This is a genomic window from Streptomyces sp. NPDC055287 (assembly GCF_053646035.1).
The window spans coordinates 208,910-233,496 of the sequence record NZ_JBSHNE010000006.1 but is presented as its reverse complement, the minus strand read 5'-3'; the positions used below and the strand labels follow the sequence as shown (position 1 = coordinate 233,496).

The 24,587-nt window shown below is 69.3% G+C and carries 27 protein-coding genes, 1 tRNA gene, 1 pseudogene and 2 riboswitches; of the genes and pseudogenes, 22 read left to right on the top strand and 7 right to left on the bottom strand.

Going from position 1 to position 24,587, the window contains the following annotated elements:
- The first annotated feature begins 69 nt into the window (after window positions 1–69).
- The 9 genes and pseudogenes from ACWIHY_RS12875 (at window position 70) to ACWIHY_RS12835 (ending at window position 6,797) form a co-directional block, all read left to right on the top strand.
- On the top strand, window positions 70–1,524 hold the full coding sequence (locus tag ACWIHY_RS12875; protein ID WP_454375677.1) for an amino acid permease: 1,455 nt from the start codon (window positions 70–72) through the stop codon (window positions 1,522–1,524).
- An 88-nt stretch (window positions 1,525–1,612) separates the two neighbouring features.
- A complete protein-coding gene (locus ACWIHY_RS12870) occupies window positions 1,613–2,029 on the top strand; it encodes a Mov34/MPN/PAD-1 family protein (protein WP_454375676.1) in 417 nt (138 codons plus the stop codon).
- 64 nt (window positions 2,030–2,093) lie between these two features.
- A pseudogene (locus ACWIHY_RS12865) lies at window positions 2,094–2,252 on the top strand (diguanylate cyclase); the annotation flags it as partial.
- 28 nt (window positions 2,253–2,280) lie between these two features.
- Window positions 2,281–2,408, top strand: a riboswitch (cobalamin riboswitch).
- 41 nt (window positions 2,409–2,449) lie between these two features.
- Window positions 2,450–3,448, top strand: a complete 999-nt coding sequence (locus tag ACWIHY_RS12860) for an ABC transporter substrate-binding protein (protein WP_454375675.1) — start codon at window positions 2,450–2,452, stop codon at window positions 3,446–3,448.
- A 9-nt stretch (window positions 3,449–3,457) separates the two neighbouring features.
- Entirely contained in the window at window positions 3,458–4,507 is a 1,050-nt protein-coding gene (locus ACWIHY_RS12855; protein ID WP_454375674.1) for a FecCD family ABC transporter permease, read from the top strand.
- On the top strand, window positions 4,504–5,304 hold the full coding sequence (locus ACWIHY_RS12850) for an ABC transporter ATP-binding protein (RefSeq protein WP_454375673.1): 801 nt from the start codon (window positions 4,504–4,506) through the stop codon (window positions 5,302–5,304). Before ACWIHY_RS12855 ends, ACWIHY_RS12850 begins: the two co-directional genes overlap by 4 nt.
- 56 nt (window positions 5,305–5,360) lie before the next feature.
- Window positions 5,361–5,471: a putative leader peptide gene (locus ACWIHY_RS12845; RefSeq protein ID WP_454375672.1), complete on the top strand. Its 111-nt coding sequence runs from the start codon at window positions 5,361–5,363 to the stop codon at window positions 5,469–5,471.
- Window positions 5,472–5,568: 97 nt separating this feature from the next.
- On the top strand, window positions 5,569–5,847 hold the full coding sequence (locus ACWIHY_RS12840) for a MoaD/ThiS family protein (RefSeq protein WP_454375671.1): 279 nt from the start codon (window positions 5,569–5,571) through the stop codon (window positions 5,845–5,847).
- A complete protein-coding gene (locus ACWIHY_RS12835; RefSeq protein ID WP_454375670.1) occupies window positions 5,847–6,797 on the top strand; it encodes a PLP-dependent cysteine synthase family protein in 951 nt (316 codons plus the stop codon). The genes ACWIHY_RS12840 and ACWIHY_RS12835 overlap by 1 nt, the downstream gene beginning before the upstream one ends.
- Window positions 6,798–7,018: 221 nt before the next feature.
- Here the strand turns inward: ACWIHY_RS12835 and ACWIHY_RS12830 are convergent, their stop codons facing one another.
- Window positions 7,019–7,480: a type II toxin-antitoxin system PemK/MazF family toxin gene (locus tag ACWIHY_RS12830; RefSeq protein ID WP_454375669.1), complete on the bottom strand. Its 462-nt coding sequence runs from the start codon at window positions 7,478–7,480 to the stop codon at window positions 7,019–7,021.
- 174 nt (window positions 7,481–7,654) lie between these two features.
- Here ACWIHY_RS12830 and ACWIHY_RS12825 point away from each other — a divergent pair, with 174 nt between their 5' ends.
- Window positions 7,655–8,407 (top strand): MBL fold metallo-hydrolase, encoded by a 753-nt coding sequence (locus tag ACWIHY_RS12825; protein ID WP_454375668.1) that lies wholly within the window; start codon window positions 7,655–7,657, stop codon window positions 8,405–8,407.
- A gap of 85 nt (window positions 8,408–8,492) precedes the next feature.
- Here ACWIHY_RS12825 and ACWIHY_RS12820 read toward each other — a convergent pair whose 3' ends face one another.
- On the bottom strand, window positions 8,493–9,761 hold the full coding sequence (locus ACWIHY_RS12820) for a PTS transporter subunit EIIC (protein ID WP_454375667.1): 1,269 nt from the start codon (window positions 9,759–9,761) through the stop codon (window positions 8,493–8,495).
- A 206-nt stretch (window positions 9,762–9,967) separates the two neighbouring features.
- Window positions 9,968–11,239, bottom strand: a complete 1,272-nt coding sequence (locus ACWIHY_RS12815; RefSeq protein WP_454375666.1) for a PTS transporter subunit EIIC — start codon at window positions 11,237–11,239, stop codon at window positions 9,968–9,970.
- 218 nt (window positions 11,240–11,457) lie between these two features.
- Here ACWIHY_RS12815 and ACWIHY_RS12810 point away from each other — a divergent pair, with 218 nt between their 5' ends.
- The 4 genes from ACWIHY_RS12810 (at window position 11,458) to rdgB (ending at window position 13,738) form a co-directional block, all read left to right on the top strand.
- Window positions 11,458–11,691, top strand: coding sequence for a glucose PTS transporter subunit EIIB (locus ACWIHY_RS12810; protein WP_069928600.1), 234 nt, complete (start codon window positions 11,458–11,460; stop codon window positions 11,689–11,691).
- Between the two features lie 95 nt (window positions 11,692–11,786).
- On the top strand, window positions 11,787–12,518 hold the full coding sequence (gene rph, locus ACWIHY_RS12805) for a ribonuclease PH (protein ID WP_454375665.1): 732 nt from the start codon (window positions 11,787–11,789) through the stop codon (window positions 12,516–12,518).
- Window positions 12,519–12,698: 180 nt separating this feature from the next.
- Window positions 12,699–13,103 carry a hypothetical protein gene (locus ACWIHY_RS12800; RefSeq protein ID WP_454375664.1) on the top strand — a complete coding sequence of 135 codons (405 nt, stop codon included), beginning with the start codon at window positions 12,699–12,701 and terminating at the stop codon, window positions 13,101–13,103.
- A 32-nt stretch (window positions 13,104–13,135) separates the two neighbouring features.
- A complete protein-coding gene (gene rdgB / locus ACWIHY_RS12795; protein ID WP_454375663.1) occupies window positions 13,136–13,738 on the top strand; it encodes an RdgB/HAM1 family non-canonical purine NTP pyrophosphatase in 603 nt (200 codons plus the stop codon).
- A 42-nt stretch (window positions 13,739–13,780) separates the two neighbouring features.
- Here the strand turns inward: rdgB and ACWIHY_RS12790 are convergent.
- A tRNA-Leu gene (locus ACWIHY_RS12790) sits at window positions 13,781–13,867 on the bottom strand.
- A gap of 348 nt (window positions 13,868–14,215) precedes the next feature.
- Window positions 14,216–14,767 carry a DUF6193 family natural product biosynthesis protein gene (locus tag ACWIHY_RS12785; RefSeq protein WP_454375662.1) on the bottom strand — a complete coding sequence of 184 codons (552 nt, stop codon included), beginning with the start codon at window positions 14,765–14,767 and terminating at the stop codon, window positions 14,216–14,218.
- Between the two features lie 309 nt (window positions 14,768–15,076).
- On the opposite strand from ACWIHY_RS12785, the gene ACWIHY_RS12780 reads away from it, so the two are divergent.
- Window positions 15,077–16,195: a sugar ABC transporter substrate-binding protein gene (locus ACWIHY_RS12780; RefSeq protein WP_454375661.1), complete on the top strand. Its 1,119-nt coding sequence runs from the start codon at window positions 15,077–15,079 to the stop codon at window positions 16,193–16,195.
- A 344-nt stretch (window positions 16,196–16,539) separates the two neighbouring features.
- On the opposite strand, the gene bcp is transcribed toward ACWIHY_RS12780, so the two are convergent.
- Window positions 16,540–17,007: a thioredoxin-dependent thiol peroxidase gene (bcp, locus tag ACWIHY_RS12775; protein ID WP_454375660.1), complete on the bottom strand. Its 468-nt coding sequence runs from the start codon at window positions 17,005–17,007 to the stop codon at window positions 16,540–16,542.
- A gap of 167 nt (window positions 17,008–17,174) precedes the next feature.
- On the opposite strand from bcp, the gene ACWIHY_RS12770 reads away from it, so the two are divergent.
- The 3 genes from ACWIHY_RS12770 (at window position 17,175) to ACWIHY_RS12760 (ending at window position 18,360) form a co-directional block, all read left to right on the top strand.
- Complete coding sequence (locus ACWIHY_RS12770) at window positions 17,175–17,495, top strand: DUF3618 domain-containing protein (protein WP_454375659.1); 321 nt, start codon at window positions 17,175–17,177, stop codon at window positions 17,493–17,495.
- A gap of 43 nt (window positions 17,496–17,538) precedes the next feature.
- Window positions 17,539–17,874 carry a GroES family chaperonin gene (locus tag ACWIHY_RS12765; protein ID WP_028811655.1) on the top strand — a complete coding sequence of 112 codons (336 nt, stop codon included), beginning with the start codon at window positions 17,539–17,541 and terminating at the stop codon, window positions 17,872–17,874.
- 53 nt (window positions 17,875–17,927) lie between these two features.
- Window positions 17,928–17,996: riboswitch (guanidine-III (ykkC-III) riboswitch) on the top strand.
- 43 nt (window positions 17,997–18,039) lie between these two features.
- Entirely contained in the window at window positions 18,040–18,360 is a 321-nt protein-coding gene (locus tag ACWIHY_RS12760) for a DMT family transporter (RefSeq protein ID WP_138897668.1), read from the top strand.
- A gap of 39 nt (window positions 18,361–18,399) precedes the next feature.
- Here ACWIHY_RS12760 and ACWIHY_RS12755 read toward each other — a convergent pair whose 3' ends face one another.
- Entirely contained in the window at window positions 18,400–20,919 is a 2,520-nt protein-coding gene (locus ACWIHY_RS12755; protein WP_454375658.1) for a transglycosylase domain-containing protein, read from the bottom strand.
- A gap of 221 nt (window positions 20,920–21,140) precedes the next feature.
- On the opposite strand from ACWIHY_RS12755, the gene ACWIHY_RS12750 reads away from it, so the two are divergent.
- From ACWIHY_RS12750 to ACWIHY_RS12735, 4 genes are read left to right on the top strand one after another with little or no spacing between them, the layout of a single operon-like run.
- Window positions 21,141–21,941, top strand: a complete 801-nt coding sequence (locus ACWIHY_RS12750; protein ID WP_454375657.1) for an ABC transporter permease — start codon at window positions 21,141–21,143, stop codon at window positions 21,939–21,941.
- A 19-nt stretch (window positions 21,942–21,960) separates the two neighbouring features.
- A complete protein-coding gene (locus tag ACWIHY_RS12745) occupies window positions 21,961–22,812 on the top strand; it encodes an ABC transporter permease (RefSeq protein WP_454375770.1) in 852 nt (283 codons plus the stop codon).
- A gap of 18 nt (window positions 22,813–22,830) precedes the next feature.
- Window positions 22,831–23,820 carry an ABC transporter ATP-binding protein gene (locus ACWIHY_RS12740; RefSeq protein ID WP_454375656.1) on the top strand — a complete coding sequence of 330 codons (990 nt, stop codon included), beginning with the start codon at window positions 22,831–22,833 and terminating at the stop codon, window positions 23,818–23,820.
- A 53-nt stretch (window positions 23,821–23,873) separates the two neighbouring features.
- A complete protein-coding gene (locus ACWIHY_RS12735) occupies window positions 23,874–24,578 on the top strand; it encodes a DUF1707 SHOCT-like domain-containing protein (protein ID WP_454375655.1) in 705 nt (234 codons plus the stop codon).
- Window positions 24,579–24,587: the final 9 nt, after the last annotated feature.

Sequence of the window (24,587 nt, the reverse complement as noted above, 5' to 3'; positions counted from 1 at the left end):
TCAAAGGATCGTCACAGTCGATCCGAGCCGTTCAAGGCCGGATCGGCATGGAGAAAGGCGCGACACACCATGACCTCAGTGCAGGTCGACAAGCAGCACGACGGCAGTGAGGCCGAAGGCACGACATCCGGCGAGGGTTACCAGCGCGGACTCGGGGCCCGTCAGATCCAGATGATCGCGATCGGCGGCGCCATCGGCACCGGCCTCTTCCTCGGCGCGGGCAAGGGCATCTCCATCGCCGGCCCCAGCCTGATCCTGGCCTACGCCATGGCCGGCCTCGTCATCTTCTTCATCATGCGGGCGCTCGGCGAGCTCCTCATGTACCGCCCGGTCTCCGGCTCCTTCTCGGAGTACGCCCGCGAGTTCGTCGGCCCCTTCGCGGGCTTCGTGACCGGCTGGACGTACTGGCTCTTCTGGGTCGTCACCGGCATCACCGAGGTCACCGCGGCCTCGGAGTACATGCAGTACTGGACCAAGGGCACGGACGGCTGGACCGATCAGCCGCAGTGGGTCTTCGCCCTGATCTTCACGGTCCTCCTCTTCTGCGTGAACCTGATCTCCGTGAAGCTCTTCGGCGAGCTGGAGTTCTGGTTCTCGATGATCAAGGTGACCGCGATCGTCGGCATGATCCTGATCTGCGCCGGCATCCTCACCCTCGGCTTCTCCGACGCCGGCGACACCGCGTCGGTGACCATGCTCTGGGACCAGGGCGGCTTCTTCCCCAACGGCATCGGCCAGACCCTCATGACCCTCCAGCTGGTCATGTTCGCCTTCCTCGCCGTCGAGCTGGTCGGCGTCACCGCGGGCGAGGCCAAGGACCCGAAGACGGTCCTGCCCAAGGCCATCAACACCGTCCCGTGGCGCATCGCCGTCTTCTACGTCGGCGCGCTGATCATGATCCTTTCGGTCGTCCCGTGGACCCACTTCCAGCCGGGCGTCTCGCCGTTCGTTGCGGCGTTCGAGAAGATGGGCCTCGGCGTCGGCGCGGCCATCGTCAACTTCGTGGTCCTCACCGCCGCCCTGTCCTCCTGCAACTCGGGCATGTACTCCACCGGCCGCATGCTGCGCGACCTCGCGCTCAACGGCCAGGGCCCGAAGTTCTTCACCAAGCTGACCAAGAACGGCCTGCCCCTCGTGGGCACGTCCTTCTCCGCCGGCCTGATGCTGGTCGGCGTGTGGATCAACTACCAGTGGCCGGGCGAGGCGTTCAACTACGTCGTCTCCTTCGCGACCATCTCCGGCATGTGGGCCTGGATCATGATCCTGGTCAGCCAGATCCGCTACCGCGCCAAGGCCGACCGCGGCGAGCTGCCGCAGTCCGCCTTCCGGGCGCCGGGAGCGCCGTACACGAGCTGGTTCGCACTGCTCTTCATCGGCATGGTCATCGTGATGATGGGCATCGACAAGGACGCGCGGATCTCGCTGTACTGCGCGCCGCTGTGGGCGCTGCTGCTCGGCGTGTCGTGGCTGGTGCTGAAGAAGCGGACGCCGTCGGCATCGCAGAGCGTCCCGCCGAAGGCCTGATCCACTCCGGGCTCGTCCGAGTCCAGCATGTGGTCCCGCCCGTACCATCCACCGGTACGGGCGGGGCCCTTTGCTTATCCTGGGGCCCATGCTGACCCTTTCCCAGGCCCTCTACGACCAGATCGTCGCGCACGCACGCGCCGACCACCCCGACGAGGCCTGCGGCGTGGTCGCCGGCCCGGCCGGGTCCGGGCGCCCCGAGCGCTTCGTCCCGATGCTGAACGCCGCCCGCTCGCCCACGTTCTACGAGTTCGACTCCTCGGACCTGCTCAAGCTCTACCGCGACATGGACGACCGCGACGAAGAGCCCGTGATCATCTACCACTCGCACACGGCGACCGAGGCCTACCCGTCCCGCACGGACATCAGTTACGCGAACGAACCCGGCGCGCACTACGTCCTGGTCTCCACCGCCGACACGGACGACGCGGGCCCCTTCCAGTTCCGCTCGTTCCGCATCGTGGACGGAGTGATCACCGAGGAAGAGGTCAAGGTCGAGGCGTAACCGCCGTCGGCCGCAGCCGTACTGCGAAAGCGCGCGCGGCGTACGCCGAAGGGGTCACCCCGAAAGCAAGAAGCGCATCCTCGTCGCCTTCACCGAAGGCATCGCCCCCGAGCCGGACACCACCTTCGGCAACGTGAAGGCCGGCGTACTGGAGCACTTCGTGCCCGGGTACGAACGCGGCGACTTCGTCGAGACCATCCAGAACGCCGCCCGGCCTGAATGATCACGACGCGGGACACAGTGACAGAATGTGCGCGACCCGGGCGGCAGGACCCAGGAAGCCGGTGCGAATCCGGCACGGTCCCGCCACTGTGACCAGGCCGACGACGCTGTCGCCAACGCCTGGAAGCCAGGAACTGACCTGCCGCCCTCCGTACCACCGACCAGGGGACGAGGAAATCCCCCGGAGGAGGCACCACTGTGTCCTGCCGTACTCGCCCCACGCGCCGCGCGCTCATAGCCACAGCCGCCGCCCTGCTCCCCCTCACCGCCTGCACCGCGACCGGAGACAAGCCCGGCGCCGCCGCAGCGAAGACAGCGGCCCCCGGCTTCCCGTACACCGTCACCAACTGCGGTGTGAAGACGACCTACAAGGCCCCACCCACCCGCGTCGTCACCATGAACCAGCACGTCACCGAGGTGATGCTGGAGCTCGGCCTCGCCAAGTCCCTCGTCGGGACCGCCTACCTCGACGACAAGGTGCTCCCCGAGTACGAGAAGCAGTACAAGGCCACCCCCGTGCTGGCCAAGGAGTACCCCTCGTACGAGAAGCTGCTCGCCGCCAACCCCGACTTCGTGTACGGCGGTTACGCCTCCGCCTTCTCCGCCGGCGACGGCCGCAGCCGCGAGACGCTGAAGAAGTCCGGCATCAACTCCCGCCTGAACACCGAGTACTGCGCCGACGGCAAGACGTCGATGGGCGCCCTCTACCAGGAGATCCGCGAGATCGGCCGCACGTTCGGCGTCGCCGGCCGCGCCGAGCGCTGGATCGACTCCGCCAAGGCCGGAAACACCGCCACCGAGAAGAAGCTGGCGGACGTCGACCCCGTCTCCGTCTTCGTCTACGACGGCGGTGACAAGACCGCCTCCACCATCGGCGGCGCGGGCATCGGCCACGAGATGGTCAAGCGCGCGGGCGGCAGGAACGTCTTCGCCGACCTCCCCAAGCCCTTCGCCGACGCCTCGTGGGAAACCGTCGTCGACCGCAGGCCCGAGGCCATCGTCATCCTCGACTACGGCGCCACCACCGTCGCCCAGAAGAAGCGGCGCCTCCTCGAAGACCCGGCCCTCGCCGACGTCCCCGCCGTCAAGAACAAGCGCTTCGCCGTCCTGCCCCTGTCCGACATGGTCCTCGGCGTCCGCGCACCTGCCGCCGTCGACACCCTCGCGCGCCAACTCCACCCCGAGCTCGAGAAGTAGCGGGCGGCCGTGAGCTGCGAGACCCCCGCCGCCCGCGGGCGGCTGCGCTACACCCTGCTCGTCGCCGTGCTCACCGCCCTGCTCGCAGCGGCGGCGGTCGCGGGGCTCGCCCTCGGTTCCGTACGCATCCCCGCCCCCCAGGTGCTGGAGATCGTCACCGGCGCCGCCGACGCGGGCCCGTACCGCACGATCGTCCTCGACGTACGCCTGCCCCGCGTCCTGCTCGGCGCCGTCGTCGGCGCCGGGCTCGCCGTCATCGGCACCGTCCTCCAGGCCCTCGTACGCAACCAGCTCGCCGACCCCTTCCTCCTCGGCGTCTCCTCCGGCGCGTCGGTCGGCGCGGTCGGCGTCATCGTCCTCGGCCTCGGGGCCGGCCTGGCCACCACCGTCACCGTCCCGCTCGCCGCCTTCGCGGGCGCGCTCGGCTCGCTCGTCCTCGTGTACGGGCTCGCGCGCGGCGGCGGCGCCATGACCACCGGACGCCTCGTCCTCGCCGGAGTGGCCGTTTCGTACATCCTGTCCGCCCTGACCAGCCTGCTGATGGTCACCTCGGCCCGCGCCGACCACCTCAAGGAAATCCTCTACTGGACCCTCGGCGGACTCGGCAGCGCCCGCTGGGACATGCTCGCGCTCCCCGCGACCGTCCTGGCAGCCGGAACCGCCCTGCTCATCACCCTCGCCCGGCCGCTCGACCTCCTCCTGGTGGGGGAGGAGGGCGCCACCGTCCTCGGCCTCGACACCGGCCGCTTCCGCGCCGCCGTCTTCGTCGTCGCCTCGCTGCTCACCGGCGTACTCGTCGCCTTCAGCGGCGCGATCGGCTTCGTCGGCCTGATGGTCCCGCACGCCGCCCGCATGGCCGTCGGCGCCGGACACCGCAGGCTGCTCCCCGTCGCCGCGCTCGGCGGCGCGGTCTTCCTGGTCCTGGCCGACCTGGCCGCCCGTACGGTCGCCGCACCCCAGGACATCCCCGTCGGCGTACTCACCGCCCTCACCGGCGGCCCGTTCTTCCTGTGGATGCTGCGCCGCCGCGGCGGAGCGACCGAAGGAGCCCCCGCATGACCACCCTGACCGTGGAAGGCCTCTCGTACGGCGCCGGAGGCCGCCACCTCGTCGACGACGTCACCCTGATGGCCGCCGACGGCGAGACCGTCGGCCTGATCGGCCCCAACGGCAGCGGCAAGACGACCCTCCTGCGCTGCGTGTACGGAACCCTGCGCCCCACCCACGGCCGCGTTCTCCTCGACGGCGACGACCTGCACGCCATGAGCCCCAGGACCCGCGCCCGGCGCATCGCGACCGTGCCGCAGGACAGCGGCGCGGCGGGCTTCGAACTGACCGTCCGCGAGGTCGTCGCCATGGGCCGCTCCCCGCACAAGCGCTTCTGGGAACAGGACACGGCCGCCGACGACTCTCTCGTACGGGAGGCCCTTGCCCGCGTCGGCATCGCGGACCTCGCGGCGCGCGGCTTCCCGTCCCTGTCGGGCGGCGAACGACAGCGGGCCCTGATGGCCCGCGCCCTCGTCCAGCAGCCGTCCCTCGTCGTACTCGACGAGCCGACCAACCACCTGGACATCCGATACCAGCTGGAGATCCTCGGTCTGGTGCGCGACCTGGGCACAACCAACCTGCTCGCCCTGCACGACCTCAACCTCGCGGCGTACTACTGCGACCGCGTCCACGTCCTGGACGGCGGCCGCGTCGTCGCATCCGGCACCCCGAAGGAAGTCCTGACGGCCGACCTCCTGCACACCGTGTACGGGGTGTCCGCCGAGGTCAGCGTTCATCCGACGACCGGCGCGCCGACCGTCGTCTACCTCCCCGGGCCAGCACTCTGTCCACGGAACGAACGTTTTTAGACCACGATGTGAGATCACATACCGGCATGTGGCCCGGGAATCTATACGATGACCGCATGGTTCCCCACGACGTGAGTGAGACGACGCCGAGCACTGTGCTGCTCGTGGCGCGCCTGCACGTCGACCTGTGCCGGCTCGCCAGCGCAATCTGTACGGCTACGGCCTGAGCCGCGGGTCATCCAGCACACGCACACGCTTACCCCTGCGCGGGGGACGAACTGCCGCGCGCCTTTCACGCCACCCTCCTGACAGGAGTCGAAAGCCATGGCCATCGAGGTCCGCATCCCGACCATCCTCCGCACCTACACGGACGGCGCCAAGGCCGTCCAGGGCAACGGCGACACCCTCGCCGACCTCTTCACGGACCTGGAATCCCGCCACGCCGGCATCCAGGAGCGCATTGTCGACGGCGGCCAGCTGCGCCGCTTCGTGAACGTCTACCTCAACGACGAGGACGTCCGCTTCCTCGACGGCATCTCCACCAAGCTCGCCGACGGCGACAGCGTCACCATCCTCCCGGCCGTCGCCGGCGGCATGGTCTGATGCGGTACGACTCCCCGCTGGCGGCGGTCGGCAACACGCCGCTCGTCCGCCTCCCGAGGCTGTCCCCTTCGGACGACGTCCGCATCTGGGCCAAGCTGGAGGACCGCAACCCCACCGGCTCGATCAAGGACCGCCCCGCGCTCCACATGGTCGAACAGGCGGAGAAGGACGGCCGGTTGACGCCGGGCTGCACCATCCTGGAGCCCACCAGCGGCAACACCGGTATCTCGCTCGCCATGGCAGCCCGCCTCAAGGGCTACGACATCGTGTGCGTCATGCCGGAGAACACCTCCCAGGAGCGGCGCGACCTGCTCGCCATGTGGGGCGCGAAGATCATCTCGTCCCCGGCGGCGGGCGGCTCCAACACGGCCGTACGGGTCGCCAAGGAACTCTCCGCGGAGAACCCCTCCTGGGTGATGCTCTACCAGTACGGCAACCCCGACAACGCGGGCGCGCACTACGCCACCACGGGCCCGGAGATCCTCACCGACCTCCCGACCATCACGCACTTCGTGGCCGGCCTGGGCACCACGGGCACCCTCATGGGCGTGGGCCGCTACCTGCGCGAGAACCTCCCCGACATCAAGATCGTCGCGGCCGAGCCGCGCTACGACGACCTGGTCTACGGCCTGCGCAACCTCGACGAGGGTTTCGTCCCCGAGCTGTACGACGCGTCCGTCCTGACCACGCGCTTCTCGGTCGGCTCGGCGGACGCGGTGACGCGGACACGGGAACTCCTCCAGCAGGAAGGAATCTTCGCGGGCGTCTCGACCGGGGCGGCGCTGCACGCGGCGATCGGGGTGGGAAAGAAGGCGGTCAAGGCGGGCGAGCGGGCGGACATCGTCTTCGTCGTCGCGGACGGCGGCTGGAAGTACCTTTCGACGGGCGTCTACACGGCCAAGACCACCGAGGCGGCCATCGAAACACTGCAGGGCCAGCTCTGGGCGTAGGGCACGAGCGGGCTGGAGTTTTGCCGCTGCAGCGGGACGCCTTCCCGCTCAGCGGCAGCTTTCAGCCCCTCCGGCGTTTGAGGAGCTGGGCCCGGGGCGGAGCCCCGGTTCAGGAAGGGGTGGGCCGGGGAAAGCCCCGCGTAGCGGTACACCGCACGCACCCCGCTCCGCTCGCACCCCACCGCCGGAACCCCCGCACCCGCACCCCCGCCCCCACCCGATCAGCGGGCCAGATGCCGGACCCGGTCCCACACCGCCGGCTCCGCCACCCCGACCCGCCGCCGGAACCCCCGCACCCCCACATCCCGCAGCTCATCCGTCTCCAGGAAGCTCGGCCGCCCCTGCGCGTCCCCCACCGCCCCCGGCGGCAACGCGATCACCCCGGGCCGCTCGGCATGGTGCTTGCTGGTGATCTTCGCGATCCGGGCGCGGCCACCCCGTACGGACAACACCAGGCAGGGCCGGTCCTTCGACCCCGGCCCGTCCTCGTACGGCACATCCGCCCACCAGATCTCCCCGGCCCGGGGCCGCCCCGCCGACCCGCGCCGACGCGGCCCCCCGGGGCGCCCGGGCGGACGCGTGCGCCCCCCGGGTCGTTTTCCCCGCCCCCGGCCATCGACAACGGCCGCCACCAGCGCGATCATCACGACGGCGACCAGCGCCACCCACCAGGACCTGTCCATGGCCCCGACCGTACCGGCGCCCCGCCCGCCGCGCGCGCTCCGCCCGAACCGGTGACAGTGCAGGTGAGTTCCCCCACAACGCCCCGCCATCGAGGAGCGACCGGCTCCGTCGCGCCTTACGCTCGACGAACCCGCACGAACCCTCCCCGTCCCTGTTACGGAGGTTCACGCTCCATGAAGCTCACCGTCGTCGGCTGCTCAGGGTCGTTCCCGTCCGCGGAATCGGCCTGCTCGAGCTACCTCGTCGAGGCCGACGGCTTCCGGCTGCTTCTCGACCTGGGCAACGGCGCCCTCGGCGAGCTGCAGCGCCACGTCGGTCTCTACGACATCGACGCTGTCTTTCTCAGCCACCTGCACGCCGATCACTGCATCGACATGTGCGGCTACTTCGTCGCGCGCTACTACCGGCACGACGGCGGCCGCGCCCCCGCGATCCCCGTGTACGGCCCCGAAGGCACCGAGCAGCGCCTCACGACCGCGTACGCCGACACCCCGACCGAGAAGTCGATGGCCGAGGTCTTCGACTTCCACACGCTCAAGCCCGGCGTGTTCGACATCGGCCCCTTCACGGTACGCACGGAGAGGGTGGCGCACCCGGTCGAGGCGTACGGCATCCGTGTGGAGCACGGCAGCAGGTCCTTCGCGTACTCCGGCGACACCGGAACCTGCGCGGCCCTGCACGAACTGGCCGACGGCGTCGACCTGTTCCTGTGCGAGGCGTCGTTCACGCACGGCAAGGAGGACATCCCGGACCTTCACCTCAACGGCCGCGAGGCGGGCGAATACGCCACGCGGGCGGGGGTCGGCCGGCTGGTCCTCACGCACATCCCGCCATGGACGGACGCCGAGGTGAACCTGGCCGACGCCCGCGCGGTGTACGACGGGCCGGCGGAACTGGCGGTCGCCGGCGCGGAGTACGAGATCTGACGACCTGCGCGTGCGAACGCGGCGAAAAGAGGGCCCCCGGACCAGTGACACGGTCCGGGGGCCCTCTCGCGCGTACGGCTGAGGCCTACTTCGCCTCGGCCTTCTGCAGCTCGGCCAGCTCCTCGTCGGACTCGCGGCCCGGCGTCGGGAGGTTGAACTTGGTGATCGCGAAGCGGAAGACCACGTAGTAGACCACCGCGAAGCACAGGCCGACCAGCGCCAGGCCCCACGGGTTGGACGCGATGCCCAGGTTGAGCACGAAGTCCACCGCGCCGGCCGAGAAGCCGAAGCCGTCCTTCATGCCGAGCGCCCAGGTCAGCGCCATGGAGACACCGGTCAGCACCGCGTGGACGGCGTACAGCACCGGCGCGATGAACATGAAGGTGAACTCGATCGGCTCGGTCACGCCGGTGACGAAGGCGGTGAGCGCGAGGGAGAACATCATGCCGCCGACGACCTTGCGGCGCTCGGGGCGCGCGCAGTGGGTGATCGCGAGGCAGGCTGCCGGGAGGGCGAACATCATGATCGGGAAGAAGCCCGTCATGAACTGTCCGGCGCTCGGGTCGCCCGCGAGGAAGCGGGCGATGTCGCCGTGCTTGCCCTCGAACTCACCGGCCTGGAGCCACGGGAAGGAGTTCAGCAGGTGGTGCATGCCGATGGGGATCAGCGCGCGGTTGGCGACACCGAAGATGCCCGCGCCGACGGCGCCGGAGCCGACCAGCCACTCACTGAGGTTGTGCAGACCGGCACCGAGGACCGGCCAGATCAGGCCAAAGATGATGCCGACGACCAGGCCCGCGAAGGCGGAGAGGATCGGGACGAGGCGGCGGCCGCCGAAGAAGCCGGCCCAGTCGGGCAGCTTGGTCCGGTAGAACTTCTGGTACAGCAGGGCGACGACGATGCCCATGACCACGCCACCGAGCACACCGGCGTTGACCGGTGCCTCATTCATGACGATCTTGCCGTCCACGACGGCGGCGACCTTCGGCAGGTTGGAGTCCGTGAAGGTGGCGAGCACCTTCTGGAAGACCAGGTAGCCGGTGACGGCGGCGAGGGCGGTCGAACCGTCGGACTTCTTCGCGAAACCGATCGCGATACCGACGGCGAACAGCAGCGGCATGTTGTCGAGGATGGCCCCGCCACCGGCCGCCATGTAATCGGCGAGTTTGGTGATGATGGTCGGGAACGACTCCTTGCCGAGCATGTCGCCCTGGCCGAAACGCACCAGGAGCGCGGCGGCCGGCAGCACGGCGACCGGCAGCATGAGGCTGCGGCCGATGCGCTGCATGACAGCCATCGCGCCGGAGCCCTTCTTCTTGGCGGCCGCGGGGGCGGCGGCGCTGTCCGTGGACATCATTTCCTCCAGGGGGCAAGGCGCCGCCAGGGGGAAATGGGGGACGGCGGCGTCTTCGGCACATCGCGGCGCGCTCGCCACGTGGTCTACACCACTCAGTGGTGTAGACCAGTTTTAGCATGGTGAAGGACGGATAAGGAACCCACGATTCCCGTGCTCCGGAACACACCCGCCCACGTACGGTGAAAGCCCCCGGACCGGGCGGGCTACCTGGTCGTCTCCTCCTCCACCTCCCTCTCGACCTCCTCCGGCTCGCGGCCCGGAGTGGGGACGTCGAACTTGGTGATCACGAAGCGGAAGACCGCGTAGTACACGACCGCGAAGCACAGGCCGATCGGAATGATCAGCCACGGCTTGGTGTCCAGATGCCAGTTGACGACGTAATCGATCAGACCGGCCGAGAAGCTGAAGCCCGCATGCACGCCCAGCGCCCAGGTGATCGCCATCGACGCACCCGTCAGCAGCGCGTGCAGCCCGTACAGCAGCGGCGCGGCGAACATGAAGGAGAACTCCAGAGGCTCGGTCACGCCCGTGACGAACGAGGTGAGGGCCACGGAGATCATGAGGCCCATCACCCTCTTGCGGTGCTCGGGACGGGCGCAGTGCGCGATGGCCAGAGCGGCCGCCGGGAGGCCGAACATCATGATCGGGAAGAACCCCGACATGAACTGGCCCGCAGACGGGTCCTCCGCGAAGAACCGGGTCAGGTCACCCTGGACGATCTTGCCTTCCGGCGTCGTGAACTCACCCGCCTGGAACCAGAAGAAGGTGTTCAGGAACTGGTGCATGCCGATGGGGATCAACAGCCGGTTCGCGACACCGAAGATGCCCGCACCCCACGCGCCCAAGTCGATCAGCTGCTTCGAGAACCACGTCAGCGCGTCACCCACCGGCTCCCACAGCAGCCCGAACAGCACGCCGAGAATCACGCACAGGAACGCCATGATGATCGGCACGAGCCGGCGGCCGTTGAAGAAGCCGAGCCAGTCGACGAGCCGCGTGCGGTGATAGCGCTGCCAGACCACCGCGGTCAGCAGGCCGATGAGAATGCCGCCGAGGACACCCGGATTCTGCGGCATCCCCTCCGGCAGCTCCTCGGTGACCGAGCCGTCGACGGGAAACGCCTTAAGTACGTTGCTGTAGACGAGGAAACCGGCGACCGCCGCGAGAGCCGTCGAACCGTCGGCCTTCTTCGCGAAGCCGATCGCGACCCCGATGCAGAACAGCAGCGGCAGACCGAACGCGCCGTCCAGGATCGACGTACCGCCCAGGGTGAGGACCTTGGAAGTCTTGTCCCAGAAAGCGCCGTCCAGATACGCCGAGAAGAGATTGCCCAGACTGACGAGCAGACCGGCCGCCGGAAGGACCGCCACGGGGAGCTGGAGGCTGCGCCCGACCTTCTGCAGCCCCTGGAAAAGCCCGCTCCGCCACTCCCGCCGTGGCTTCTGCTGTGGCGCGGCCCCGCGGTCCGAACTCATCGGCGTCCTCCCGGAACTAGCCAGTTTGGCGGGTGCCGCAAACTGGTGTAGACCAGTTGCGGTACGGTCCGGAGCCCGGCCGGAAGACAGGGCGCCGGTGATCGCCATCATTCGGTACAGGGCGGTTACTCGCCCGCGAAGTTGGGCCAACCGTGAGTTACCGTGGCAAAGCGGCCACGGTGGGCCGAGGCTTCCGTTTGAACAACAGGGAGAAAGACATGGCCAGCAAGGCTGAGAAGATCGTCGCCGGGCTCGGCGGAATCGACAACATCGACGAGATCGAAGGCTGCATCACCCGCCTGCGCACCGAGGTCCACAACCCGGACCTCGTCGACGAGGTCGCCCTCAAGGCCGCCGGCGCCCACGGCGTCGTCAAGATGGGCAGCGCGATCCAGGTCGTCATCGGCACCGACGCCGACCCCATCGCCGCGGACATCGAAGACATGATGTGAGTCGCCCGTGACTCCGACGTGAGGGGCCCCTTCCGCGAACACCAACCGGAACGGGCCCCTCACGCACGCCCCCGCCCGGCGGCTAGGCTCCACACATGTCTCGAATCGACGGCCGCACCCCCGAACAGCTCCGCCCGGTCACCATCGAACGCGGATGGAGCAAGCACGCCGAGGGCTCCGTCCTCATCTCCTTCGGCGACACGAAGGTCTTCTGCACCGCCTCCGTCACCGAAGGCGTCCCGCGCTGGCGCAAGGGCAGCGGCGAAGGCTGGGTCACCGCCGAATACTCGATGCTGCCCCGCTCCACCAACACCCGCGGCGACCGCGAATCCGTACGCGGCAAGATCGGCGGCCGCACGCACGAGATCTCCCGCCTCATCGGCCGCTCCCTGCGCGCCGTCATCGACTACAAGGCACTCGGCGAAAACACCATCGTCCTGGACTGCGACGTACTCCAGGCCGACGGCGGCACCCGCACCGCAGCCGTCACCGGCGCCTACGTCGCCCTCGCCGACGCCATTGCCTGGGCCCAGACCAAGAAGATCGTCAAGGCCGGCCGCAAGCCGCTCACCGGCACCGTCGCCGCCGTCAGCGTCGGCATCGTCGACGGCATCCCGCTCCTCGACCTCTGCTACGAGGAAGACGTCCGCGCCGAGACCGACATGAACGTCGTCTGCACCGGCGACGGCCGCTTCGTCGAGGTCCAGGGCACGGCCGAAGCGGAACCGTTCGACCGCAAGGAACTCAACGCACTCCTCGACCTCGCGAGCGGCGGCTGCGCCGACCTCACCGCCCTCCAGATGAAGGCACTCGACGCCACCCTCTGACGCCGGCTGACTCCGACCGGCTCCCACGAGCCGCGAGCAACCGCGGAGGCCCCTGGCGGCGTCTCCAAGGGCACGGGCGTACGGGCCGAACCGTACGCCCGTCCGCACACCCGTAATCGCACACCTGTATCCGCACACCCGTATCCGCACACCCGCAGTACCCGGGGGAGGGACCGCTCCATGCGCAGTCGCCGAAGCAGCCGTAGTAGCCGTACCAGCCGTATCGCACTCGCCGTCGTCACCGCCGCGGCGCTCACCGGCCTCGTCGGCTGCGGAGCGCTCGACAAGGCGATGGACTGCGTGCAGACCGCCGACGCCATAGCCACCAGCGTCGACAAGCTGTCCACGGCCGTGTCCAACGCGGCCGACGACCCCACCCAGCTGAACGAGGCTCTCAACGACATCGACAAGGAACTGACGAACCTTGACGACACCACGGACAACGCGGACCTCTCGAAGGCCGTCGACGACCTGAACAAGGCCGTCGACAACGTCCGCACCGCGGTCGAGAAGGGCGACGAAACCCCGGACATCGGGCCCGTCACGGATGCCGCCACCGAGATCGGCAAGGTCTGCACCCCGTAGCCCCGCACGGACCCCCGTAGATACTGGGGGGCATGACCCGCCTGATCCTCGCCACCCGCAACGCCGGGAAAATCACCGAGCTGCACGCGATCCTCGCCGACGCAGGTCTCCAGCACGACCTCGTCGGCGCGGACGCCTACCCCGAGATCCCCGACGTCAAGGAGACCGGCGTCACCTTCGCCGAGAACGCCCTCCTGAAGGCCCACGCCATGGCCCGGGCCACCGGCCTCCCGGCGGTGGCCGACGACTCGGGGCTGGCGGTCGACGTCCTCGGCGGAGCCCCCGGCATCTTCTCGGCCCGCTGGTCGGGCACCCACGGCGACGACAGGGCGAACCTCGCCCTGCTCCTGGCACAGCTGGCCGACATCGACGCCCCGCACCGCACGGCCCACTTCGCCTGCGCGGCGGCCCTGGCCCTCCCCGACGGCACGGAACGCGTGGTCGAAGGCCGCCTCCAGGGCACCCTCCGCCACACCCCGGCCGGCACGAACGGCTTCGGCTACGACCCGATCCTCCAGCCGGACGGCCACGCCGTAACCTGCGCGGAACTGACCCCGGCGGAAAAGAACGCCATCAGCCACCGCGGACAGGCCTTCCGGGCACTGGTACCGGTGGTGCGGGAGCTGTTGGGCTGAACGTGCTGAAGGGCCGCCCCAGTGGGGCGGCCCTTCACCCTGTGCGGCCGATGGGATTCGAACCCACCTAGTCCTAAACGGACAAATCGGACCTAAACCGATCGCGTCAACCTGCTGCGCCACGGCCGCCAGCCAGCAACCATGGTATCTGGCTAGCGGCTCATGGGGTATGCGGCGCAAGGTTATAGGGCTGTTCGACGCTCCCCTCGGCGGTTGCGGCAGGTGCTGGTGAGGGCGTGGCAATTCGGGCCGGGCCGAGCCGTTGTCAGCCACAAGGCGCCTCGGCGCCCATCTGCCCACCAGGCCCGGCCACTTGCTCGTGGCCCAGTCGGCCACCGGTGGGGGCGGACGCCGACCCGGCCCGAGTCCCTCATGTCAACTGCCGCGCTCCACCCGCGCACCAGCCGGTCCGTAGGTCGCCCGTCACGTTGGTGGAGGGTTTCGGCTTGCCGCTCCCTGCTGCCGCGCGCGCCACTCTCATTCGGCGGTTCCCTCAACAGCCGGACCGAGAGCTGCGGGGAGGTGCGCCACAGCCAGGGCCACGGCCTCCTCGGCCGTGGCGGCCTCCCCGATGACGTCGGCGTGAGGATGTTTCAGCACGCGGTAGGGGCTGCCGTCGTAAGACGGGGTGATGGCCACCTCGTTCTTGAATGGGAACCCGGTGCAGGAGCTGAAGCCAAGCGTCCAGTGGCTGGAGGACACATGGAGCTGTCGCAGCTGCCACTCGGCATGTGCTGCTTCCACGAGTTCTCCGAACGCAGGGAAATGCGGCGCCTCGGCCGCCTGTTCCCGCATCACGCGCCATTGCAGTTCCACGACTGCGGCCGGCCCATGTTCGCGAGCCGCGGCGCGCTGACTGGAGCGCAGGAACGGCAACTCTGCCCGCAGCTCAGGCAGGCTCATGCCCTGCCCCCACGCCACCCCGGCCCTGACGACATCTGCCAAGTCGGGCGTGGTTCCGGTGATGAGTTCGACCCCTCGGCTCCAGCCGGAGACACCGAACCAGCGGCTCTCGGCCCCGATGTGCACGGACAGCGGCTTGCGGTCAGGGACCGACCAGGCGATAGCAGCCGAAGCCAGTGAGCCCCAGTCGCCGGTCCGCCACGCCTCGCGTGGTTTCCGCGCGTTCCGCGTGGTCTGCTCTCCTGCTCTTGGCTTCCGGATCGTGGGGTCCGGCTCCGGCCCCTGCGATTACAGATGATTGAACGCTTGTTTACGGAGAATCACGTTGCGGTCACGTTAATCGGACGCATCTTGACGCTTCCCTCACCACAGAGTTGGCTTTCGGCCAGCTTGGCCGCAATTGTTGCGGCCTGTCAGGGAGCTTGGATTTAACCAATGAACGCACTTCTGCGTCGTGCCGCCGTCGCAGCCGCCGCCCCCGCGATGGCGATGTCCCTCTTCGGTTGCGGGGGGACGGCCGAGGAACCGGGTGTGAGGCTCAGTGACGACATCGTTGTTGGTCTGTTGCTCCCGGAGAACCAGGCCGCTCGCTATGAGCAGTTCGACAAGCCGGTCATCGAGGAGCGCATCGCTCTGCTCACCAGCAGCAAGGGCACGGTCCGCTACGCAAACGCGAAGAACGACGCCGATCTTCAGACGCGACAGCTCGAATCCATGATCGAGGACAAGGTCGACGTGCTGATCGTGGACGCGGTGGACTCCAAGGCCATAGCCGGCGCGATACAGAAGGCGGACGACGCCGACATCCCGGTCGTCGCCTTCGACCGCCTAGCCGAGGGCCCCATCGACGGATACGTCTCCTTCGACAACGAACAGGTCGGCCACATCCAGGGCAAGTCCTTGCTGAAGGCCCTCAAGGGCAAAGTCGGGGCCGGTTCGGTGCCCAGGTCCGCGTCGGGCAAGGTCGTGATGATGAACGGCGCCCTCACCGACCCGAACGCCGCCATGTTCAAGAAGGGCGCCCACACCGAGCTCGACGGCATGGTCGAGATCGGCCCCGAGTACGACACCAAGGACTGGAAGCCGGAGAACGCCAAGGCGAACATGGAGGCCGCGATCGCCTCCCTCGGCGCGGACGGCATCAAGGGCGTCTACTCCGCCAACGACGGCATGGCGGGCGGCATCATCGCCGCGCTCAAGGCCGCCGGTGTCACCGACCTCCCGCCGGTCACCGGCCAGGACGCCGAACTGGAGGCCGTGCAGCGCATTGTTGCCGGTGATCAGTACATGACCGTCTACAAGCAGTACGCACCGGAGGCAGCCGGCGCCGCGGAGATGGCCATCCTGCTGGCCAGGAACATGTCGCTCGGCGCCGCCGCGCACACGGACATCGACACCCCGACCGAGGAGTCCATCCCGACGGTCCGCATCCCCGTCATCGCAGTGACGAAGGGCAACATCAAGGAGACCGTCGTCGCTGACGGCCTCTACACGGTGGAGCAGATCTGCGTCCCCGAGCTCAAGGCCGAGTGCGAGAAGCTCGGGCTCGAGTAGTCCGCTGGGCCGGCCTCGTACCCCGTACTCCTGTACAGCTGCTGAAGTCGGGCGTGCACGTCGACATCGTCAGGTGGTGGCCCGCCGCGGGGTACCCCGCGGCGGCCGCATCGCGCTGCGCGGCACCGGGTCGATGACCCCGGTGTCGCCCGGCGAAGCACTGCTAGTGGTGCCCGGATGGGCAAGCCCGCCTCAGAACCTCGGGGCCGGGGCCAGTGGCCGCCATGGCAGGTTCCTTTCCTCGGACGCGTGTCCCATGTCCGAGTGGAACCTCTGCCTTTTATCTGATGCCGCAAACCAAGGTCCCCTGATTCCGGGACCTTGGTCACAGCGCTGCGGGACTGTCAGATGCCGAGATCCTTGATGATCTTCGCCACGTGACCGGTCGCCTTCACGTTGTAGAGGGCGCGCTCGACCTTGCCGTCCTCGCCCACGACGATCGTGGAGCGGATCACGCCGGTGACGGTCTTGCCGTACAGCTTCTTCTCGCCGAAGGCTCCGTACGCCGTGAGGACCTCCTTGGACGGGTCGCCGACGAGCGTGACCTTGAGGTCTTCCTTGTCGCGGAACTTCGCCAGCTTCTCCGGCTTGTCCGGGGAGACGCCGATGACGTCGTATCCGGCGCCGGCCAGGAGCTCCAGGTTGTCGGTGAAGTCGCAGGCCTGCTTGGTGCAGCCGGGGGTCAGGGCGGCGGGGTAGAAGTAGACGATGACCTTGCGGCCCTTGTGCGCGGAGAGGGAGATCTCGGTTCCGTCGGCGTCGGGCAGGGTGAAGTCGGGGGCGGTGTCGCCGGGCTGGAGTCGCTCGCTCATCGGGTCTCGGTCTCCTCGTGCGGGGGTTGCTCGTGCGGGGGTTGCACGACGGTCGTGCGGATACGTCCCGAGCGTAATGGGGGTGCCGTGGGGTAGGGGACGGCCCGAGCTGACAGACTGTCGATGAAGGACTACCGGATTCGGCCCACGACCACGGAGGCAGCGCAGTGTCGGATGCCAGGACCCCTGCGCAGATCGAGGCGGACATCAAGAGCCGGCGTGAGCAGCTGGCCGTGACCCTCGACGAGATCGGGGTGCGGCTGCACCCGAAGACGATCGTCGGTGACGCGAAGGCCAGGGTCGCCTCGACCGTGGACCAGACCGCGGGCCGGGCGTTCGTCGCGGTGAACCGGACGGTTTCCGATGTGAAGGCGCAGTTCGTGTCGGATGACGGCTCGCCGCGTTTCGAGCGGCTCGTTCCGGTGGCGCTGGTGGCTGTGGGGCTGGTGGGGCTGCTCGCCCTGTCGGCGCGCCGCAGGCGCGGCTGACCCTCCGGCCGATGGCGGGCGCGAGGACAGGTAGGTTCGAGGCGTGAGCGAGAACACCACGCACGACAAGCTGCCCATCCGGATGCTGCACGACCGGGTGCTGGTCAGGTCGGACAGTCCCGAGGGCGAGCGCCGCTCGGGCGGCGGCATTCTGATTCCGGCGACCGCGGCGGTGGGCAAGCGGCTGGCCTGGGCCGAGGTGGTCGCGGTCGGCCAGAACGTACGGACCGTGGAGCCGGGCGACCGGGTGCTGTACGACCCGGAGGACCGGGCCGAGGTCGAGGTGCGCGGCATCCCGTACGTGCTGATGCGGGAGCGCGATCTGCACGCGGTGGCGTCGGAGCGGGTGTCCGAGGACTCGACCGGCTTGTATTTGTAGGCAGACAGGGTGTGTGAGGGTCGGTGACCGGGGTCACCGGCCCCTTTCGCTGCCCTTTGCTATGTTGGAAGCACCCCCGACGAGACGCGCCGTACCGGGTTGTAAGGCAAAGACGACGCATCCCGATGTATCGCTGTTCGCGTTTCGTCTTCGGAGGTGCCCGTCGTGGCCTGGGTTCTGCTTGTTGTCGCCGGTCTGCTCGAGGTCGGCTGGTCGATCGGGATGAAGTACACCGACGGCTTCACGAGGCTCTGGCCCAGTGTGTTCACCGGTGCGGGGATCGTCGCGAGCATGATGTTGCTGTCGCACGCCGCCAAGACGCTGCCGATCGGTACGGCGTACGGCGTGTGGGTCGGGATCGGTGCGGCCGGTGCGGCGGTGCTCGGCATGGTGGTGCTGGGTGAGCCGGCGACCGCCGCCCGGATCTTCTTCGTGTGTCTGCTGCTGGTCGCCGTCGTGGGGCTGAAGGCGACCTCGGGGCATTAGCGCGGTCCGTAGGGAGCGTCGCCGGTGGGTGCCCGCCGGTCAGGTGCGGCCGCGTGGGCCGTTCAGCAGGCCGTCGGACGGTGGGCCCGTGGTGCCTCCGGTGTCGCCCCCGCCGTCCGTCCCGCCGCTGTCCGTCGCTCCGCCTCCGGTCGCGCCCGTCGTGCCGGTGGCGCCGCCCGCATCGGTGGTGCCGCCGGTACTTGTCGCTCCGCCGGTGCCTCCCGTGTCGGCGCCGCCGCCCGTGCCGCCGGTGCCGGTGGGGCCGCCGCCGGTGCCGGTGGGGCCGCCGTCGGTGCCGGGGGAGCCGGTGGTGCCGCCGGTGTCCGTGGTGCCGCCCGTGTTCTGGCCGCCGCCGGTGGTCGGGCTCCGTGTCGGGTCGTCCGGGCTCTGGCTCGCCGGCGGTTCCTCGGATCCCCCGGACTCGCCGGTGTCCGGCTCCTCCTCGGACGGCGGGTCGGCCGGCTCGTCCGAGCCCGGCGCCGTCCGCAGTTCGAAGTCCTGCACCGGCTTGCCCTCGAGCGCGGCGGCCGTGAACTGGCCCCAGATCTGCGCGGGCGCGCCGCCGCCGTTGATGCGCGGCTGTCCCAGTGCTCCGTACAGCGGCTTCTGTACGCCGGTTTCCGGGTCCTGGCCCATCACCGCGACGACGGTCGCCAGGTCGGGCGTGTAGCCCGCGAACCAGGCGGCCTTGTCCTCCTCGGCGGTGCCGGTCTTGCCCGCCGCGGGGCGGCCCGCGGACTGGGCCGCCGTGCCCGTGCCGCCGTCGACGACGCTCCTGAGGATCGACGTCGTGGTGTCGGCGGCCTCGCGCGAAACGCCCTGCTCGGGGTCGGAGCCGGTGTCCGACTGCGGGAGGCTGATGGTCTGGCCGCCCTTGGTGATCTTCTCGACGATCGTGTACGTGCCGTGCTCACCGTGGTTGGCGAGGGTCGCGTACGCCTCCGTCATGTCGAGGACGCTGGCGGTGGCGACGCCGAGCGCGATCGACGGGTACGCGTCGAGGCTCGGGGTGTTCTTGGGGATGCCGAGGTCGACGGCGGTGTCCTTGACCTTGGCCGGGCCGACGTCCTGTGCCATCTGCGCGTACACCGAGTTGATCGACTTGTCCGTGGCCGTGCGGACGGTCACCGGGCCGTACGAGCCCTGGTCCTCGTTCTCCGGGGCGTACCCCGTGGGCCCGTTGGGGCCTTCGACCATCCGCTTGTTCGTGCCGTCGTAGACGGTGTTCGGTGTGATCTGTACGCCGTCCTGGGTGGTGGAGCCGTTTTCGACGGCGGAGGTGAAGACGAACGGCTTGAAGGCGGAGCCGACCTGGTAGTCGCGGCGCGTCGCGTTGTTGACGTACTGCTTCGTGTAGTCGATGCCGCCGTACATCGCGACGACCTTGCCGCTCGCGGGGTCGATGGAGGCGCCGCCGACGCGCACGTTGCGGTCGGCCTTGCGGTCCTTGCTGGTCTGCGACATCACCTTGTCGTCGACGGCCTCGGCGAAGGCGTCCTGTTTCGGCTTCTCGAGGGTCGTGGTGATGCGGTAGCCGCCGGTGGCGAGGGTGTCCTCGTCGATGATCTCGTTGTTGGTGAGGTAGTCCTCGACGGCCTGCACGATGTAGCCGCGCTGCCCCGAGAGTCCGGAGGCCGGTTTCGCCTCGTGCGGCGCGGGGAACTTCGCCGCGGCGCGGTCCGCGGGGCTGAGCCAGTTCTCCTTCACCATGCCGTCGAGTACGTAGTTCCAGCGGCTCAGGGCCGCGGCCTTGTTCTCGGGGTGGGCGGTGACGTCGTACGCGCTGGGCGCGTTGAGCAGCGAGGCGAGGTAGGCGCCCTCGGCGGTGGTGACCTCGTCGATGTCCTTGCCGTAGTACGCCTGGGCGGCGGCCTGGATGCCGTAGGCGTTGCGGCCGAAGTAGCTGGTGTTCAGGTAGCCCTCGAAGATGTCGTTCTTGCTCTCCTCGCGATCGAGCTTGATCGCGATGAAGAACTCCTTCACCTTGCGGGTCGCCGTCTGTTCCTGGTCGAGGTAGTAGTTCTTCACGTACTGCTGGGTGATGGTGGAGCCGGACTGCTTGCCCTTGCCGGTGAGGGTGTTCCAGCCGGCGCGGAGCATGGCCTGGGGGTCGACGGCCCGCTCGGAGTGGAAGTCACGGTCCTCGGCGGCCAGTACGGCGTGCTGGACGGTCTTGGGGATCTGGGCGAGCTTGACGTTCTCGCGGTTGACTTCGCCGTCGCGGGCGAGCTGGGAGCCGTCGGCGTAGAGGTAGACGTTGCTCTGGGAGGTGGCGGCGCTGTTGGCCGCCGGGATCTTGACGAGGGTGTAGCCCGCGAGGAACGCGCCGATCAGGAGCAGGGCCAGCAGCAGGAACGTTCCGAGGAGCATCCGCCAGGTGGGGATCAGACGGCGCAGGCCGGTGCGCTTGCGGCGGATCTTCTTGCCGTTCTCGTCGCGCTCGGCGGCCTTGCCGGTCCTGTTCTTCCCGGCCTGCTTCCCCTCGTTGCCCGTGGGGTGGGAGGGGTCTGAGGGGTCCCGGGGCGCCCACCCCTGGGGCTGCTGTGGCTCGTCGCTCATGCTGGTGAAGACTCCCTGGGCGCGGCCAGAGGTTCACTCTCCGGCATAACGGTGTCGTATCGGGCGATTCGGCTGGTACGCCCATAGTGCACGCACCGGGCGGCATGCCCTCGAAGCCCCAGCAATCCCCGGCACAAAATGCCTGCGGCGGCTGACCCCATTGGGCTAGGGTCGGGCGTTTTGGGGCGTAGATCGAATCTGATCGAAATCTGGGGGGCGGCGTGCGCTTATACGCGGTCGTCGCGGCCGGTGGGTTCCGGCGTCATGCGACGTACCGGGTGGCGACGGCGGCCGGGGTGTTCACCAACACCGTCTTCGGCTTCATCGTCGCCTACACCTTCACGGCCCTGTGGGACGAGCGTCCGCAGCTCGGCGGGTACGACCTCTCGCAGGCCCTCACCTATGTGTGGCTGGGGCAGGCGCTGCTGATGACCGCCGCCATGATGGGGGGCGGCTTCGAGAACGAGCTGATGGAGCGGATCCGTACCGGCGACATCGCGATCGACCTCTACCGCCCCGCCGACCTCCAGTTCTTCTGGCTGGCGAGCGATCTGGGCCGGGCCGCGTTCCACCTGCTCGGGCGCGGGGTCGTGCCGATGGCGCTCGGCGCGCTCGCCTTCGAGCTGGCGCTGCCCGGCGACCCGTTCGTGTGGGCGGCCTTCCTGGTCGCCGTCGCGCTCGGCGTCGTCGTCAGTTTCGCGATCCGGTTCCTGGTGGCGCTGTCCGCGTTCTGGCTGCTCGACGGGGCGGGCGTGGCGCAAATCACCTGGCTCGTCGGGCTCTTCTTCTCCGGGATGGTGCTGCCGCTCACCCTCTTCCCCGGCGGCCTGGGGACGCTCGCGCAGGCGCTGCCCTGGTCGGCGCTGCTCCAGATCCCGGCCGACGTCTTCCTCGGCAAGCACACGGGCTGGGGTCTGGCCCGTGCGTACGCCTTCCAGATCGGCTGGGCGGCGGTGCTGCTGACGGCCGGGCGGCTGCTCCAGTCGGTGGCTACGCGCAGGGTGGTGGTTCAGGGTGGCTGAGGCGACGGACAGCACGCGGGTGGCCGGGGCCGCCGAGGTGGGTGAGGTGCTGGGGGCCGTCGGGCAGCTGCGGGCCGGAGTCCGGGCGTACCGGATGATCGCCGCGATGTGGATCCGCTCGACGATGGCTTACCGGGCGTCCTTCGCGATGGCGGCCTTCGGGAACTTCGCGGCGACCGGCCTCGACTTCGTCGGCATCCTGCTGATGTTCTCCCACGTGGACACGCTGGGCGGCTACACCCTGCCCGAGGTGGCCTTCCTCTACGGGACGGCGGGCACGGCCTTCGGTCTCTCGGACCTGGTGATGGGTTCGATGGACCGGCTGGGTCGCCGGGTGCGCGACGGCACGCTGGACACCTTGCTCGTACGCCCGGTCCCGGTCCTCGCGCAGATCGCGGCGGACCGCTTCGCGCTGCGCCGGCTGGGCCGGATCACACAGGGGCTGCTGGTGCTCGGGTACGCGCTGCTGTCGCTGGACATCGCGTGGACGCCGCTGAAGATCCTGATGCTGCCGGTGATGATCCTGAGCGGTGCGGCGATCTTCGCGTCGGTCTTCGTGGCGGGGGCGGCGTTCCAGTTCTGGGCGCAGGACGCGTCGGAGGTGCAGAACTCCTTCACGTACGGCGGCACGACCCTGCTCCAGTACCCGCCGACGGTCTTCGCGAAGGACCTCGTACGCGGGGTGACCTTCGTGCTGCCGCTGGCCTTCGTCAACTGGCTCCCGGCGCTGTACGTGCTGGACCGCCCGTACCCCCTGGACCTGCCGTCGTGGCTCGCGTTCCTGCCGCCGCTGGTGGCGGGGGTGTGCTGTGCGCTGGCCGGGGCGGCGTGGCGGGTGGGCCTTCGTTCGTACCGCAGCACGGGGAGCTGACACGTCATGGAGACGGTCGTGAAGACGGTTGTGAAAGAGGACCTCATCGAGAACTTCATCGAGCTGGACGGCGTCGAGAAGGTCTTCGACGTCCGCAGGAGGACGGGCCGGCTGCGGCGCGAGAAGACACAGGTGCGGGCGGTCGACGGGATCAGCTTCTCGGTGCCGCGCGGCGAGATGGTCGGCTACATCGGGCCGAACGGCGCGGGCAAGTCCACCACGATCAAGATGCTCACCGGCATCCTCACGCCGAGCGGCGGCCGCGTGCGGGTCGCGGGCATCGACCCGGCGCGGGAGCGGACGCGGCTGGCGCGGCACATCGGGGTGGTGTTCGGGCAGCGGACGACGCTGTGGTGGGACCTGCCGCTGCGCGACTCCTACCGCCTGATGCACCGGATGTACCGCATCCCGGACGACCGTTTCAAGGTGAACATGGCCCGCTGTGTCGAACTCCTCGACCTGGGTGAGCTGCTGGACGTACCAGTACGGCAGCTGTCGCTCGGCCAGCGGATGCGGGGCGACATCGCGGCGGCGCTGCTGCACGACCCCGAGGTGCTTTATCTGGACGAGCCGACGATCGGCCTGGACGTCGTTTCGAAGGCGAAGGTCCGCGCGTTCCTGCGGGACTTGAACGCGGAGCGCGGCACGACGGTCCTGCTGACGACGCACGACCTGACCGACATCGAGCAGCTGTGCAAGCGGGTGATGGTGATCGACCACGGGCGCCTGGTGTACGACGGCGCGCTGGCCGGGCTGCACGAGGTGGGCGAGAGCGAGCGGACGCTGGTGGTGGACCTGGAGCGCGAGCTGCCGCCGGTCGAGGTGGCGGGGGCGCGGGTGGTGAAGGTGGAGGGGCCGAGGCAGTGGCTGGCGTTCCCGGCGTCGGTGTCGGCGGCGCCGCTGGTGGCGGCGGTGGCGGAGCGGTATCCGCTGGTGGACCTGTCGGTGCGGGAGCCGGACATCGAGGCGGTGATCGCGAAGATGTACGCGGACCGCTCGGCACTCTGATCTCTGCCCGCGAACCCTGGGACCGGGCGCGCCAGTTGACTAGTCTGGTCGGTATGAGCAGTGGACTTCCGGAAATGCGCGCCTCCGACGCCGAGCGTGAGCGGGTCGCCGAGGTGCTGCGCGAGGCGGTCGCCGAGGGGCGGCTGGACATGGAGGAGTTCGACCAGCGTCTCGACGCCGTCTACAAGGCACGTACGCACGACGAGCTGGAGCCGCTGGTGCGCGACCTGCCGGTGCCGGGCACGGGCGGCTCGGTCGCACCGCTCGCGGCGCCTGCCTCCTCCGGTACGCCGGTCGCCTGGGCGTCCAGGATGGGCGGGCCGGCCACGTCGAGGGGCGGCTTCGCCTTCTGGAGCGGTTTCGGCCGCAAGGGCACGTGGACGGTGGGCCGCAGGTTCACGGCGTTCGCGCTGATGGGCGGTGGCGAGATCGACCTGCGGGAGGCGCGCTTCGAGGACCGCGACACCGTGATCCGCTGCTTCGCGATCATGGGCGGGCTGGCGGTCACGGTGCCGCCGGGCCTGGACGTGAACGTCAAGGGCATCGGCTTCATGGGCGGCTTCGGCGACCTGACGACGCAGTCGTCGGAGCCGGTGGCGCCGGACTCGCCGCGGGTGACCATCACCGGGTTCGCGCTGATGGGCGGGGTGGGCGTCGAACGCAAGATCACCCGCGCGGAGAAGCAGCGCCTCAAGGAGGCGCGCAAGCAGGAGAAGCTGGCGAAGAAGGCCGAGGCCGACCGCAAGGAGCTGGACTGACCGCTGCCC

What these genes read in the sequence shown, in the direction of transcription:
- ACWIHY_RS12825 (WP_454375668.1), top strand. Translation starts at nt 7,655, where the DNA reads ATGAAGCTCACCGTCGTCGGCTGCTCAGGGTCGTTCCCGTCCGCGGAA.
- ACWIHY_RS12780 (WP_454375661.1), top strand. Translation starts at nt 15,077, where the DNA reads ATGAACGCACTTCTGCGTCGTGCCGCCGTCGCAGCCGCCGCCCCCGCG.
- rph (WP_454375665.1), top strand. Translation starts at nt 11,787, where the DNA reads ATGTCTCGAATCGACGGCCGCACCCCCGAACAGCTCCGCCCGGTCACC.
- bcp (WP_454375660.1), bottom strand. Translation starts at nt 17,007, where the DNA reads ATGAGCGAGCGACTCCAGCCCGGCGACACCGCCCCCGACTTCACCCTG.
- ACWIHY_RS12840 (WP_454375671.1), top strand. Translation starts at nt 5,569, where the DNA reads ATGGCCATCGAGGTCCGCATCCCGACCATCCTCCGCACCTACACGGAC.
- ACWIHY_RS12870 (WP_454375676.1), top strand. Translation starts at nt 1,613, where the DNA reads ATGCTGACCCTTTCCCAGGCCCTCTACGACCAGATCGTCGCGCACGCA.
- ACWIHY_RS12835 (WP_454375670.1), top strand. Translation starts at nt 5,847, where the DNA reads ATGCGGTACGACTCCCCGCTGGCGGCGGTCGGCAACACGCCGCTCGTC.
- rdgB (WP_454375663.1), top strand. Translation starts at nt 13,136, where the DNA reads ATGACCCGCCTGATCCTCGCCACCCGCAACGCCGGGAAAATCACCGAG.
- ACWIHY_RS12800 (WP_454375664.1), top strand. Translation starts at nt 12,699, where the DNA reads ATGCGCAGTCGCCGAAGCAGCCGTAGTAGCCGTACCAGCCGTATCGCA.
- ACWIHY_RS12830 (WP_454375669.1), bottom strand. Translation starts at nt 7,480, where the DNA reads ATGGACAGGTCCTGGTGGGTGGCGCTGGTCGCCGTCGTGATGATCGCG.
- ACWIHY_RS12850 (WP_454375673.1), top strand. Translation starts at nt 4,504, where the DNA reads ATGACCACCCTGACCGTGGAAGGCCTCTCGTACGGCGCCGGAGGCCGC.
- ACWIHY_RS12810 (WP_069928600.1), top strand. Translation starts at nt 11,458, where the DNA reads ATGGCCAGCAAGGCTGAGAAGATCGTCGCCGGGCTCGGCGGAATCGAC.
- ACWIHY_RS12820 (WP_454375667.1), bottom strand. Translation starts at nt 9,761, where the DNA reads ATGTCCACGGACAGCGCCGCCGCCCCCGCGGCCGCCAAGAAGAAGGGC.
- ACWIHY_RS12735 (WP_454375655.1), top strand. Translation starts at nt 23,874, where the DNA reads ATGAGCAGTGGACTTCCGGAAATGCGCGCCTCCGACGCCGAGCGTGAG.
- ACWIHY_RS12845 (WP_454375672.1), top strand. Translation starts at nt 5,361, where the DNA reads ATGGTTCCCCACGACGTGAGTGAGACGACGCCGAGCACTGTGCTGCTC.
- ACWIHY_RS12875 (WP_454375677.1), top strand. Translation starts at nt 70, where the DNA reads ATGACCTCAGTGCAGGTCGACAAGCAGCACGACGGCAGTGAGGCCGAA.
- ACWIHY_RS12815 (WP_454375666.1), bottom strand. Translation starts at nt 11,239, where the DNA reads ATGAGTTCGGACCGCGGGGCCGCGCCACAGCAGAAGCCACGGCGGGAG.
- ACWIHY_RS12755 (WP_454375658.1), bottom strand. Translation starts at nt 20,919, where the DNA reads ATGAGCGACGAGCCACAGCAGCCCCAGGGGTGGGCGCCCCGGGACCCC.